Source organism: Maribacter spongiicola, assembly GCF_052119685.1.
Taxonomy (GTDB): domain Bacteria; phylum Bacteroidota; class Bacteroidia; order Flavobacteriales; family Flavobacteriaceae; genus Maribacter; species Maribacter spongiicola_A.
Window position 1 is genome coordinate 59873 of record NZ_JBGQOO010000012.1, and the last position, 13625, is coordinate 73497.

Consider the following 13625-nt stretch of genomic DNA (forward strand, 5'->3'; position numbering starts at 1 on the left):
ACTTAAAACAATGTTTTATCCCATATTCAATACTTCAAAAACAGTCTTTAATTATGCGTAAAACATAAAAAAACCTGCATCAAATATATCTGATACAGGTTTTTCTACATAATGAAAAGCTATATCATCCCTGATTAGGAATGACCATGACTACATCAATAAATAAATTCGGTAATTTCATGATACAATAGTAGTGAAAATATAGATAACAAAAAATACATTCACAAAATCGCTCAAAAAAGCATCAAACTACAACAATTTGAAACTTATAGAATCCCCTCCTTTTTTTTGAGCCAAAATACAGATTGATTTATCGGTCAATTGAATTACCCTAGGATAACCACCAGTAGTTTGCCCATCTTTCATGAGCACCATTAATTTACCTGCAGGTGTCAATTGTACGGTACCTGGTATCGTAGCAGATGTCAGCATTGAAATTGAATGCGTTTCTATCGTCTCGGTAAGCTGATACGCCATTCTATTATTTTCGTGTGCTACGGTAAACGTTTTAGAAAAAATACCTTCTAGTTGCTTATCATTTAACAAATCGAACTCCGGACCCTTACCTACTTCTAAAACTGAATCATCTAAAAATGAGGAAACCTTTATTTCTGATATTTTTGGTTTAAAAAGCTTTTGCACTTCAAAAGGAACCATATCATTATCTGCAAGTCTATTTGCCTTTGTGATTGGCTTATAAAATGATTTACTACCTAAGACCTCTTTTGTAGTAAAACCGTCTTTTACCCCTAGATAAGCCCGAAAGCCCTTTTCTAATCGACCAAAAGATAAAATATCGCCCACATTTATCTCATAAACCTTATAATTCTGAATAGGTAGATTATTAATAGTTGCAGACATTTTTGCACCACCAAGCGCCATATATGTTTCTTCTTCAAAAATAAGCGTTGGTCCGGTCATGGTAATTTCTAACACGGCAGCAGACTCTTTGTTTTCTAACAATGAGTTTATTTTAAATACAGACATTTCGTCCATTACCCCAGAAACGGGTACTCCTTTGTTTCTATAATGAAATCTGCCCGAATCTTGTACTGTGGTATAAAAACCTGCTTTTAGAACTTTAAGCATCTATTTTAATTTTTTCAGGTTTGTAAATTCCCACTTCTGCCTCAATTTTATGCAGGTTATGTTCTGCTTTTGATATTTGATAAAATTCAATTTTATCGCCAACACTTACAAAACATGGATTCTCTTTCGTAGCATCAAAAATGGGTACTGAGCAATTGCCGATAATATTCCACCCACCGGGCGATTCTTGTGGATAAATACCTGCCTGCTTACCTGCAATACCAACAGCACCCTTAACCACTTTAGGTCTAGGTGTTGCTTTTCTTGGTAATTCTAGATCTTTATGTATTCCGCCTAAATACATAAACCCTGGTAAAAAGCCAATACCGTATACCGTATATGTTACTCCTGTATGCAAGGCTATGATTTCTTCTTTTGTTTTATGTAAAGTATTCGAAACTTCATCAAGATCTAACGCATACTCCACATCATAAGAAACGGGTAAACGCCATAAGTATCGATCAGGCTTCGGTGACTCTTTTAATTGTGTATACCAATTATTGATATCATTTGAAATTTTTTCAAAATCAATCTGTTTCGTCCTATTAATTAACAAAAGAGAATTATAGGCGGGCACTAACTCCCACTCCTTATTAGTAAACACCTCTCTGCTTAAAAACCGTTCGAAGTGTAATATTTTTTCTAAGATGAGCTCACTTACCTCGTTTGGCCATTCAATTAAGACGGAATGTACTCCAAATGGCTTGATATGTATTTTAGGGGAATTCACTATTTTACTTGTAAATTATGTTCAGAAAGATGCTTTGTAATATACGTCAAAATTTGCAATGCCGACGGTGTATCGCCATGAATACAATAGGTATTTGCGATAATAGGAATTTTATCTCCACTAACCGTTTTCACCTCATTTTCTTTATACATTGTTAATAGATGATTTAGCACCTCTTTACCATCAGTTATTAGGGCATTGCTCTCTTTTCTAGAAACCAAACTTAAATCAGTATGATAATTTCTATCTGCGAAGGCTTCAACTAAAACTTTAAATCCATTTTCTAATGCCAATGATTGAATGACACTACCATAAGGAACATATAATACTACCCCTTTTTTAAATTCTTCTATACCAGTTAAAAACGTTTTCGCTAGATGTTCATCTTTTGCAATATCATTATAAAGTGCCCCATGAGGTTTTATATGATGCAATGCTACATGCATCTGATCACATAAAGCAGTAAATATTTGCAATTGTTCTTTTATACTTTGGATTAATGCTGCGCTGGATATATTCATAGAAACACGACCAAAATTTTCCCTATCAGGATATGATGGATGCGCACCTACCTTTACACTATACTTCTTTGCTAACTCTAAACAGAATAGTATACTCTCTCTAGAACCGGCGTGACCACCACAAGCAATATTACAAGAACTAATAAGCGGAAATAACTCTTCTTCATTCCTTACACCTTCCCCTACATCACAATTAATATCAATAGTTCTTTTCGCCATTTACAAAACACCTAATACTGTTAGTATACTTTTAGCACCCAATAAAACAGAAAGCAGAATAATTAATCCTCCGAATATATTCTGCATCATGTTATTCTTATATTCTCCCATAACTCCCGCTCTATTTACAACCCATAGTAAAAAAACCGCTATTATAGGTAGCAACAAGCCATTAGTAATCTGTGCAAATTTTATTATCTCAATAGGTTTAATTCCGAAGGATAAAAAGAATACCCCTAAGATTAGAATCATTATCCATATCATTCTAAACTTGGCATCTTTAAAGCCTACATTCCACCCAAAACAACTATTTGCCACATAGGCAGCAGCTAAAGGTGCTGTTATCGCAGAGGTGATCCCAGCAGCAAACATCCCTATTCCTAAAAAATACAAAGCCGCAGTACCATATAAAGGTTCTAAAGCCTTTGCCATATCCATAACATTATTAACGTCCTCAGAATTGATGGCAGCAGCAGATATAATTATACTGACAGAAACGAGTCCGCCTAAAATAATTGAAACTAGTGTATCTCGCTTAGCTAATTTTAAATCGTCTTTAGATTTCCATTTCTCACTTACCAATGCAGCATGTAGAAAAAGATTATATGGTACTACCGTAGTACCCACCAAAGCAATTATGGTTAAAATGCTCTTCTCAGGTATGGTCGGTATTAATAGCCCTTTAATAAGTTCCCATATATCCGGCTTTGTTAAAATAGCCGTCATTACAAACGATAAACTCATGACAAGTACAAGTACTATAAATACCTTCTCCAAAGACTTATAACTACCCAAGTATAATAATATGAAAGCCAAACCACCCAATATTAAAGGGTACAGATTACTATAGGTCATACCAAATAAAGCTTCCATACCCAAAGTAGCGCCACCTATATTACCCGCTTCATAAGAGGCATTACCTATTATAATGGCAGAAAAGATAAGCGCTATGACACTATTACGAATCCAAGGGTTATGCAGTTCTTGTTTGATAACATCTGCCAATCCCTTCTGGGTTACGATACCTAAACGGGCAGACATTTCTTGAAGAATATAGGTTGCTATGATAGATAACAACATGGCCCACAGTAAACTAAATCCAAAATTGACTCCTGCCAAGGTACATGCCGTAACCGTACCAGGACCAATAAACGCTGCGGCTACCAGTACACCCGGACCTAATTTCTTAAACATCTAGTAAAATTATCGTTCTGGTAAATATAATTGGATAATCTGAATTTTCTCACCATACCCAGAATCAATTTCACCACAATTTTAACATTTCAAAATGCAGTTTATCTAAAAAAATGCAGTTCGTCTAAAACTTGGATGTCATTCATCGAGATTACATACTAATCCAAAAATAACAGGGTTATAGCTATCCCCAAACCTTAAACTTAACCTATTAATGATTTGCTTAGAATGTAACAAAGAACTCGGTTATTTAGATCACAAAAATGCAATGGAGAGTGCTGGCGTAGAGCTTTGCATGAAGCACCATGAACGTATTAAGTTATTGATCAATAAACACAACACACCCTTAGAAGCTATTCAGCTTTATTATGCGCTGAAAGAAGCTGGTGTAAACCCCATGTTAGAATGGTGGGATGGTAAAAAATCTATCGATATCGCCATTTCTCGTGTAAAACTTAATATTGAAATTGACTCTGAATATGATAAGCTGACCGAACATGAGGCTATCAATAATTTAGAAGAAGCGATGCACTCCTTTAAAAATGGATTTACAACCATTAGAATTCCGCATATCGTAGTACGGTATTACCTAAATGAAACCGTAAACAATATCATCGGAATAATGCAAGGTCTAAAAGCCAACATTAAAGTTATTAATTAAAAAACCAGATATGGAAAATTCTAAAAAAGCATTTAGAAATCCGATTAGAGCAGCAATAGCCAGCCTTTTAATAGGTATGGTGATGCGAATACTTGACTGGCCGTTTTCTAAAGGAATAATTTTCATCTCCTTTGCAGCGATTCTTATTCTATATGGATTGCGCTTTTTGAAAAAGGAAGAAAAAAAGACCGTCGATTTAATTAAAATGGCATTGGTACTTTTTTGGACGACCAACGGACTATTAACCATTTTAGATTTTACCCATACCCTATTTTTTCAAATCGGTACCGCATTTACTTTCATTGCATGGTTTGCGATGGAAGGCACCTCTTACTTTATGTCTAAAGAAGATGGTGTTAAGAATAGTACCACCGAAATTATCTGGAATTTCGTAATGGTAATTGGTGTAATTACCCTAATCTGTGGTGGTCTCATGAAGCTTTTAACATGGGATTACGCAATACCGACCCTTACACTTGGTCTTACCATTGTAACCAGTTACATACTTAAAGATATTTTTACGGCTCCAAAAAATAACGAAGACGATATTAATAATGAGGAGTTATATTCTTAAATGAATATCTCATTACAATAGAAGATTTTACCCCAACCAACCCTCTCTGTCGAGTGATCGATATTGAATGGCTTCTGAAATATGATCTCCGTTCAATTCCGTCTCATCGGCTAAATCAGCAATAGTTCTTGCCACCTTTAGAATTCTATCATACGCACGAGCCGATAGATTTAAACGCTCCATTGCATTTTTCAACAAGGCTTTAGACTTATCGTCCAACTTACAATATTGACGAATCTGTTTCGTATTCATTTGAGCATTGTAGTGCACATTCGCCATTGCTTCAAATCTAGCAGTTTGCAATTCTCTTGCTGCAGTGACCCGCTTTCTTATATCAACACTGCCCTCACCTTTTCTTTCTTCGGATAACTTTTCAAACGGAACCGGGGTAACCTCAATATGAATATCGATACGATCCAAAAGCGGACCAGATATTTTACTCAAATACCTTTGCATTTCTGCAGGTGATGAAGTTACGGGAGCATCGGGGTCATTGAAATACCCACCCGGACTAGGGTTCATACTAGCCACTAACATAAAACTACTTGGGTAAGTTACGGTAAAACGAGCTCGAGAAATTGTCACCTCTCTATCTTCTAACGGTTGGCGCATAACTTCTAAAACACCACGTTTAAATTCTGGCAGCTCATCTAAGAATAACACTCCGTTATGAGAAAGAGATATTTCTCCCGGTTGTGGGTATGAACCTCCGCCAACCAAAGCAACATCTGAAATTGTGTGGTGGGGACTTCTAAATGGTCGTTGACTCATTAATCCCATATTCTTGATTTTACCAACTACACTATGTATTTTAGTGGTTTCCAAAGCTTCATGCAAAGTCATTGGTGGTAAAATAGAAGGTAAACGCTTAGCTAACATAGTTTTACCAGCACCTGGTGGACCAATTAATATAATATTATGTCCGCCTGCTGCTGCAATCTCCATACAGCGCTTAATACTTTCTTGTCCCTTAACATCTGAAAAATCAAATTCTGGGAAATCTAAATTCTTATAAAATTCTTCTCTTGTATCAATTATAGTCTGCTCAAGCGGTGTGCCTTGATCAAAGAAATCTAAAACTTGTTTGATATTATCTATGCCGTAAACTTTCAAATCTCCAACAATAGCAGCTTCTTTTGCATTTGCCGTTGGTAAAATAAATCCGGTAAATCCTTCTTGTTGCGCTTTTATAGCAATTGGTAGTGCACCAGTTATAGGTTGTAAGCTACCATCTAAAGACAGTTCGCCCATGATGATATACTTCTCAATATCTTCAGATTTTATTTGACTAGATGCCGCTAAAATTCCGATGGCCAAGGTAAGATCATACGCAGAACCTTCTTTTCGAAGATCTGCAGGCGCCATATTTATAGTGATTTTTTTACCGGGAATTTTATAACCGTTATTCTGTAATGCAGCTGCTATTCTATAATTACTTTCTTTAATAGCATTGTCGGGCAACCCTACTAAATGATAACCGATTCCCTTATCAATATTTACTTCAACAATTATTGTTGTTGCCTCCACGCCAAATACTGCACTCCCGTAAACTTTTGTAAGCATTCTAAAACCTTTTAGGTTTTTAAATGTAACGTTTTTATTACAAAGGTTTCAACCATACTAATTAACCGTGAATTTCTTTTTTAAAGAAACAGGAGTACCTTGGTCTGTAAAACCTTCTAAAGAAACCTCGAATTCACCAGTGATATCAGAACTGTAAAATTCAATATGCTCCACTTTTTCGGTCATTTTAAAAGATGGCAACCAAACTAGCTGATATCTAAAATCTGGCAAACGTGCATACTTTTCAGTAAAACTACCATTATACGATTGTTGATAGTAATTTTTATTCTCTCTAGGCTTAAATAATTTTTGAGTCAACACATTTGAGTTATAATAATTCTCAAAATAATTTGCTTTAAATGTCATTACGTCCACCACACCCTGAAAAGCCTTGGTACCATAAAAATGTTGATTTCTTGAAATATTTATAAATGCTACCTGAGCAGAAGAAAGATTAATTAGTCTATCATGGTCTTGAACTAAAATGCCATCTATAAATACCAAAGGCAACTTACCTGTGTCAATGTATGGTAAAAGTGGGCGTACATGAAATTCATTTTCGCCTTCTCTATTTTGCTGTATCCAAACATGTTCGACCACCTCAACGAAAGTTTCCTTAATTGAAGAAAACCTTGTATACTCATCAAGCACATAATTCATAGTACCCTCACCATAAAACCTTTTATTAGATTTACCAATTAGTATAGTATCTGGCTTACTACTATAATATGCATTCTCTATTTGGTTGAATATACTCCGTTCTTGAATTATATTTTCCATATCTCTAATGATATAAAATTTATCAAATTTTAAATTCGACAAATTTAAATCAGTTTCTGTTTGCAGTCCGATTTCATAATTCTCAGGTGTTTCATCAATTACCTGAGCATAAACATCTTCGGTAGTATAATCTTCAGCAACACTGGTATAAAAACGCCCATCCTTATCTGTCGTTGCTATTTTAAAAAGATAATCCTCTCCTGGAAACGAAAGACCTACAGTTTTATTCTGAATGGATATTGAATCACTAGTACTCGATATTTCACCAACAAATAACTCTCCCCTTAATTCTGGTAAAATAATAGTATCAATTTTATTTTTTTGTGGATATACTTTCTTATAATCGACAGTAGTCACACTATTCTTTGTTTCAAGCTCATCCAATTTACGAACTGAAATTGAGTAACTACCTAAACCAGCTGAAGATTTCGATTCAATTGCTAAATTTATAGGCTGACGCGTTGAAAAACTAGTTTGGTCTAGCTCTAGTTTCAAAGGTGCATTACCAATAGTATTACTTGTATTTTGCTTCGGCACATTAATGGAGTTTTCTGACAATTCAGTACTCTTGCCTCTAAATACAGCTTGGTCACTCGTATATGGGTTCAACACAGTGATGTCAATATTATAAAAGTAATTATGCCCATTATTAAGCATCCACTGAGTATAGGCTATTAACTTATAATTTCCTGAAGCTATTGTTGAGGGTATAAAAAAGTTACTATTCCCCTTACCATTAATCAGCTTTATTTTTTGATTTAAAACGATTTCTTGATTTTCGTTAACTAATTTTAAATAGGCAATTTTACTAACATCACTCAGTACCCCTGTATTATCTTTTAAGCAATAAATGGAGTAGTAAATATATTCCCCCACAAAAGCCAATCTAGAATTAGCATGTACAAATACTTGTTCTTGATGTGGAACCAGCATATTATTTTTAACAATATTAGTTGCCGTACCTTGCGAATTCATCTGTAAATATGTAAAATGAATTACAACGAATGTTATTAAACTAATTATTTTTTTCATATCTAAATATTGTTATACTCTATTATTCTACCCAAAACTCTGGCACTTCAGCACTACCATAAAATGTGCTATTACCACATGGTGCAGCAACCATTAAAAAAGGACCAAATTCACTTAAACTTAAAGGATTGGTTTCTTGGTCATAATCTTCAACATACTTTAGTATCTCCAATTCTATTGCAACAAGTAATGGCGAAGCACCTGCTTCATTTATAATAGGTGGTGAAACCAAGGTACAATCTACTGGATATTTAGGTAAATTTTCTCCAGGGAAAAAATCGGTGTAATTAAAAAATATTCTTTTCTCAGTAACGGTACTTACTTGAAAAAACCCAACAACATCTTCATCCGCATTGGTATCTGATTTTATGTTGCCTTCTAAAAAACCTGATTGTCTTTGGGAAAACAAACTTTCCGTTCCAGAGAGTAATTGAAGTGTTTCATAATAAGAATATGCTGCCCTATTCTGTACAAATTGTTTAACTAGAATACTATACCTGTGTGATAATATAAAATTCTCGCGATTTATAAAACGAACTGGAAATTTGTTAATGCGATCTTCTCCTAAGTCAGTAGTGTTTTCCTGAATAATTGAATTTGATAAAACAGTATTATATGCAACTTGCTCCTCTTTTGTTTTTGATCTTGTTGCAACTTCGGGAGATGGCAAAGGAGAAACAATATATGCATCTGAAGCGCTCCAATTAGGGGCTATAATCTTATATGTTTCTTCATATTCATATCTATAGTATTTAGATTGACCAGTAGCGTCGTAACTATCTACATATATAAACATACCTTCTTCTGCACCATTATCTTTAAAATCTCTAACGGCATACAAATTATCCAAGTTTGTCTTTGCTGGAACTGCAGTTTCTTCTGATGTATAACTATTACCATCTGCTGTTTCAACTTTTAGAGTATAAGAAACCCCAGATATTGCTGCAAAAGGACTGTTAGACTCATATTCCCCAGATGATGCTTCACTAAAGCTAAAAACCCCACCATTGCTATCTACCACATTAACTTTCGCTGAACTTAAACCTGTCATTAACACCGTATCTAATGGAAAAGTTCTAGAAACCAAAATACGCTGTGTTTCCAACTGGTCAGTAATGGTTCCTTCAATTACCAACGCACTTTTAAATTCTGTAGTTTCTATTTCAAACGGGTCTATACAATTCTGCATCAATAGTCCCATAATCAACATCACAACTATTTGTTTAATTGTTTGCATGCTTCCCTTTAATATCATTCTATTTATCATCTCTATTCAACAACATTATCTTCAATTAATCCATCCAAAAATCTGGTTTTATAATACTTCCTAATTTAGTACAATCTCCACATTGCGAGTCTACGAATATCCAAGGCGCCGGCTTCAAGAAAGCCCCATACTGACCGTTGTTTTCATCCCAATACGTTGTCGCATCTCTTTCAATATCTGTTACTAATGCCGCCACATTGGATAAATATGGGCATTCAATTACAAAAGGAGGTAATTCTTCTCCTTCAAAAAAATCAGTATAATTAAAAAATATTCTCTTCTCAGAAATCGAACTTATCTCAAAGTAGCCAATTACCAACTCTTGTCTATTATTTACCGATATAATATTCCCTTCCAAAAAACCTGTTTGTACTTGGGAAAATAAACTTTCTGAACCTGACAGTTTTTCAAGATCTTCATAATAATTAAACGCCTGTAATGATTGCACATACTGCCTTACAAGAATACTATATCGATGCGATAATATATAATCATTTCTATCAATGAACCTCACTGGAAATTTAGAAATACGATTTTCAGAAAACTGAACTGTACTAGCTATAATTAAATTGGTTGAATAACTGGTATTGTAGCAAACTTCCTCTTCTTTTTCTCGTAATCTTACATCTACCAATCCCTCATCAGTTAAATAAGTTTCTTTATTGGTCCAAAATGGAGCAATAATCTTGTAAGTTTCCTCATATTCATATCTGTAATATTTATTATCTCCAGTTGGGTCAAAATTATCTATATAAATGAACATACCTTCATTAACACCATCATCCTTAAAACCGCGCTTAGCATAGAGGTTATCAATTTTTGTTGGGTTGGGAGTTACAAATACATCTGATGAATAAAGATTACCATCTGCCGTAGTTACAGATAAGCTATAGCCTAAACCTGCCTGTGCTGCAAATGAACTATTAGAAACATACTTACCCTCTTCTTTTTCTTCAAAATCATAAACGGTGCCATTGGTATCGGTTACTGCTACTTTTGCGCCACCTTCACCATAAATACCTGTAGTATCTAAAGCAAATGTTCTAGAAATCAAAATCTCTTGGTATTTGTTCTCGTCGGTAACTGTAGCTTCTATCACTATGGCACTTTTAAAATCTATAGCTTCTGGTTCAAATAGGTCTATACAACTAGCCATAGAAAGCCCAATGATCAATGCCATTAGCCCTTTTTCTATTATTGCTGTATACACTTTCATTAAAAGATTAAAATTTAAAATTATAGGTAATCGTAGGTACTGGAATTGAAAATATTGAACTTTGATATGCTTTCAACTCGCCATTTTCTGTAACAAAGAAAACCGAATATGGGTTGTTTCTACCTAAGACATTATAGACAGAAATATTCCAAAAACTATGGGCTAACTTGTTTTTCTTATGGTTCCCTTCTATATTCACACCTAGGTCTAATCGATAATAATCTGGTATTCTAAACTCATTACGGTTACTATACACTACATACTCTGAGTTATTAAAATTATAGCGTGCTACTGGGTATGTTACAGGTCTACCTGTTTGGTAAGAAAGATTTGCAGAAAAACTATATCTCTTTGTTAGTTTATAGTTCATTACTGCGCTAAAGTCGTGAGGCTTATCATAATTGGTTGGAAAGTACTCTCCGTTATTTACACGCTCTTCAGCAAAATCACTATCTAATTTTAAGAAAGATCTAGAGTAAGTATACCCTAACCATCCATTAAGTTTACCTGAATTTTTTCGAATTAGAAATTCTACCCCATATGCTTGACCATCGCCTTGCAGGGTTTCTGTTTCTATAGTTTCATTCAATAGCAGTTCTGAACCAACTTTAAAGTCCAAAAAATTATCTGACTCTTTATAATACCCCTCTAAACTTATCTCGTATTGATTACCTTCTAGATTCTTATAAAACCCAAGACCGAATTGTCTTCCTTTTTGTGGCTTTATATTATTATCAGATAGCTTCCATGTATCTATAGGGCTAATCGTTGTTGTATTCGATAACCTGTGTATATATTGGTATGTAGTGTTATAGCTAGCTTTTACAGATAAATCTTGTCCTAAAAAATACCGTGCAGAAAGTCTTACTTCCGGTCCACCATACGTTTCTACCACTCCATTATTATCATAAGAAACAGTTTCCACTAAGGTTTCATCATTCTTAGGCATATTCTCTTCATAAATGCGAACATTTGCTACACCCAATGATGTAAACATAGAATACCGCAAACCTATATCTATGAGGAGCTTATCGTTAATTTCAAAATTATCTGAGACATAAAGTGCCGCTTCAATTGCTTTTTCAGAAGGAATAATCTTTTCCTCTACGATTGAACTTTCCCCATTTGGCTCTAAATTACCAGGTTGTACCTTATATAATTTAGCAGAAAGACCATAATCAAACTTGTGTGCCTTACTATGTAAATAAGTAAACTTAAACTTGGCCTCGGTTTCATCAACTACAAAACCCAAGTCAAAATTACTATCAGAATTGCCTTCGTAGCCAATATTAAATTTGTAGTTACTATTGGCAACAATTAAACTACCCGTATTCTTTTCATTAAATTGATGATCCCATTGAAAAGAAAGAAGTCTATTGTTATACCCATAAACAGAATCTGATGTTATACTAAAAGCATCATCACTATAATACCCCATGGCTTTTACGGTATTTTTGTCGTTTACGACATGCGTATACTTAGCAATGGCATCATAAAATGAAGCTTGACTATTACTTAAAGATTCATCTTTTAGTGATCTTAAAATCCAACCAGAATAGGTTCCTCGACCACCGACCAATAAACCAGATTTACCTTTTACAACAGGTATTTCTAAAGCTACATTAGATGTTACCGGCCCCACAGCTGCTTCTCCTGCAAATTTCTCATTATTTGCATCTTTAGAAGTAATATCAAAAACAGAAGAAAGACGCCCTCCATATTGGGCTGGTATACCACCTTTTAATACTTTAAGATCCTTGGTTGTAAATGGATTTAATGCTTGAAAAATACCAAAAAAGTGAGATGGGTTATACATTACAGCATTATCTAACAAAATTAGGTTTTGATCCGTACTACCACCACGAACATTAAAACCTGCAGCTCCTTCACCAGCGGTTGAAATACCCGGTAGTGTCGTTGCAACTTTTAAAACATCACGCTCGCCAAGAACTAACGGAATATTTTTTGTTTCTTCTACATTCAATTCTGTACTACCAGATAATGCTTCTTCTACATTTTTTGCTGCATTTGCCTCAACAACAACTTCATCTAAAAATTCAACACTTTCATTTAAATTAAAATTTAAATCACCATCATTAAATACAATCACTCTGGTGGTAGAAGATTCTATACCTAAAGAGCTAGTTTTAAGAATATTTGTACCCATTGGTACTTCTAATTCATAATAACCATTATCATCTGTAACAGTACTAGAGTTTCTTCCGTTTAAAATGATTGATAAATTTGAAATTGGTTGACCTTGTTCTGCCGTTCTTGCATACCCTTTAATAGTATACGCACTTTTTGCATTTGTCAAATTTTCTTTACCAATACGAACCGTTCTAGTAATTGAATTTTTATTAGAAGCTTCGATATTCGAAAACACGGGATTACTAGTTATTCTAGTGTAGTTTTTAATCTCTTCTAATGTATCTAATTCTCTTCCAAAAAAACCTTCGGGCAACTCTTTATAAATGATATTATTTTGAGTTAGAATTATTTTGGTCTCGTTCAATTTAAAAAAATTTAAATTTGTTTCTTTAAACATCGTATCTAAAATAGTTTCGATACTTTCATTAGTGAAAATTCCAGAATAATTTTTTTCTTCTAACCACTTTTTATCAAAATAGAAAGTGACACCAGCTTTATTTTCAATTTCTTCAAGAACATTTAAAATACTCTTATTCTCTATTTGAAAACTATACTTTACCTCATTTTCTTGTGCAAATACCCCAACACTTAATAAAAGCATGAGTAATTTTATAAACTTTCTCATATA

General features: G+C 34.1%; 11 protein-coding genes. 2 read left to right on the forward strand and 9 right to left on the reverse strand.

Features of this window, described 5'->3' with window-relative positions:
• Nucleotides 1-249: 249 nt before the first annotated feature.
• The 4 genes from ACEN2N_RS15455 to ACEN2N_RS15470 are packed head-to-tail and all read right to left on the reverse strand — an operon-like array spanning nt 250 to nt 3753.
• Nucleotides 250-1089: a biotin-dependent carboxyltransferase family protein gene (locus ACEN2N_RS15455; protein WP_441825157.1), complete on the reverse strand. Its 840-nt coding sequence runs from the start codon at nt 1087-1089 to the stop codon at nt 250-252.
• Entirely contained in the window at nt 1082-1819 is a 738-nt protein-coding gene (gene pxpB, locus ACEN2N_RS15460; protein WP_441825158.1) for a 5-oxoprolinase subunit PxpB, read from the reverse strand. Before pxpB ends, ACEN2N_RS15455 begins: the two co-directional genes overlap by 8 nt.
• Nucleotides 1819-2559, reverse strand: coding sequence for a 5-oxoprolinase subunit PxpA (pxpA, locus tag ACEN2N_RS15465; protein ID WP_441825159.1), 741 nt, complete (start codon nt 2557-2559; stop codon nt 1819-1821). The genes pxpB and pxpA overlap by 1 nt, the downstream gene beginning before the upstream one ends.
• Nucleotides 2560-3753, reverse strand: a complete 1194-nt coding sequence (locus tag ACEN2N_RS15470; RefSeq protein ID WP_441825160.1) for an Nramp family divalent metal transporter — start codon at nt 3751-3753, stop codon at nt 2560-2562. It abuts the gene before it with no gap.
• Between the two features lie 214 nt (nt 3754-3967).
• On the opposite strand from ACEN2N_RS15470, the gene ACEN2N_RS15475 reads away from it, so the two are divergent.
• Entirely contained in the window at nt 3968-4414 is a 447-nt protein-coding gene (locus ACEN2N_RS15475) for a hypothetical protein (RefSeq protein WP_133687347.1), read from the forward strand.
• 10 nt (nt 4415-4424) lie between these two features.
• Nucleotides 4425-4988, forward strand: a complete 564-nt coding sequence (locus tag ACEN2N_RS15480; RefSeq protein WP_423999259.1) for a hypothetical protein — start codon at nt 4425-4427, stop codon at nt 4986-4988.
• 27 nt (nt 4989-5015) lie between these two features.
• Here the strand turns inward: ACEN2N_RS15480 and ACEN2N_RS15485 are convergent, their stop codons facing one another.
• From ACEN2N_RS15485 to ACEN2N_RS15505, 5 genes are read right to left on the reverse strand one after another with little or no spacing between them, the layout of a single operon-like run.
• Nucleotides 5016-6551, reverse strand: coding sequence for a YifB family Mg chelatase-like AAA ATPase (locus tag ACEN2N_RS15485; RefSeq protein ID WP_441825161.1), 1536 nt, complete (start codon nt 6549-6551; stop codon nt 5016-5018).
• A gap of 57 nt (nt 6552-6608) precedes the next feature.
• Complete coding sequence (locus ACEN2N_RS15490) at nt 6609-8363, reverse strand: hypothetical protein (RefSeq protein WP_441825162.1); 1755 nt, start codon at nt 8361-8363, stop codon at nt 6609-6611.
• 22 nt (nt 8364-8385) lie between these two features.
• Nucleotides 8386-9600, reverse strand: a complete 1215-nt coding sequence (locus ACEN2N_RS15495) for a DUF4249 domain-containing protein (RefSeq protein ID WP_441825163.1) — start codon at nt 9598-9600, stop codon at nt 8386-8388.
• 55 nt (nt 9601-9655) lie between these two features.
• The gene (locus tag ACEN2N_RS15500; RefSeq protein WP_441825164.1) at nt 9656-10846 is read right to left on the reverse strand and encodes a DUF4249 domain-containing protein; all 1191 of its coding nucleotides are present in this window, start codon (nt 10844-10846) and stop codon (nt 9656-9658) included.
• Nucleotides 10847-10853: 7 nt separating this feature from the next.
• On the reverse strand, nt 10854-13622 hold the full coding sequence (locus tag ACEN2N_RS15505) for a carboxypeptidase-like regulatory domain-containing protein (protein WP_441825165.1): 2769 nt from the start codon (nt 13620-13622) through the stop codon (nt 10854-10856).
• Nucleotides 13623-13625 lie beyond the last annotated feature (3 nt).

What these genes read in the sequence shown, in the direction of transcription:
- ACEN2N_RS15505 (WP_441825165.1), bottom strand. Translation starts at nt 13,622, where the DNA reads ATGAGAAAGTTTATAAAATTACTCATGCTTTTATTAAGTGTTGGGGTA.
- ACEN2N_RS15470 (WP_441825160.1), bottom strand. Translation starts at nt 3,753, where the DNA reads ATGTTTAAGAAATTAGGTCCGGGTGTACTGGTAGCCGCAGCGTTTATT.
- ACEN2N_RS15485 (WP_441825161.1), bottom strand. Translation starts at nt 6,551, where the DNA reads ATGCTTACAAAAGTTTACGGGAGTGCAGTATTTGGCGTGGAGGCAACA.
- ACEN2N_RS15480 (WP_423999259.1), top strand. Translation starts at nt 4,425, where the DNA reads ATGGAAAATTCTAAAAAAGCATTTAGAAATCCGATTAGAGCAGCAATA.
- ACEN2N_RS15475 (WP_133687347.1), top strand. Translation starts at nt 3,968, where the DNA reads ATGATTTGCTTAGAATGTAACAAAGAACTCGGTTATTTAGATCACAAA.
- ACEN2N_RS15455 (WP_441825157.1), bottom strand. Translation starts at nt 1,089, where the DNA reads ATGCTTAAAGTTCTAAAAGCAGGTTTTTATACCACAGTACAAGATTCG.
- ACEN2N_RS15495 (WP_441825163.1), bottom strand. Translation starts at nt 9,600, where the DNA reads ATGCAAACAATTAAACAAATAGTTGTGATGTTGATTATGGGACTATTG.
- ACEN2N_RS15500 (WP_441825164.1), bottom strand. Translation starts at nt 10,846, where the DNA reads ATGAAAGTGTATACAGCAATAATAGAAAAAGGGCTAATGGCATTGATC.
- ACEN2N_RS15490 (WP_441825162.1), bottom strand. Translation starts at nt 8,363, where the DNA reads ATGAAAAAAATAATTAGTTTAATAACATTCGTTGTAATTCATTTTACA.
- pxpA (WP_441825159.1), bottom strand. Translation starts at nt 2,559, where the DNA reads ATGGCGAAAAGAACTATTGATATTAATTGTGATGTAGGGGAAGGTGTA.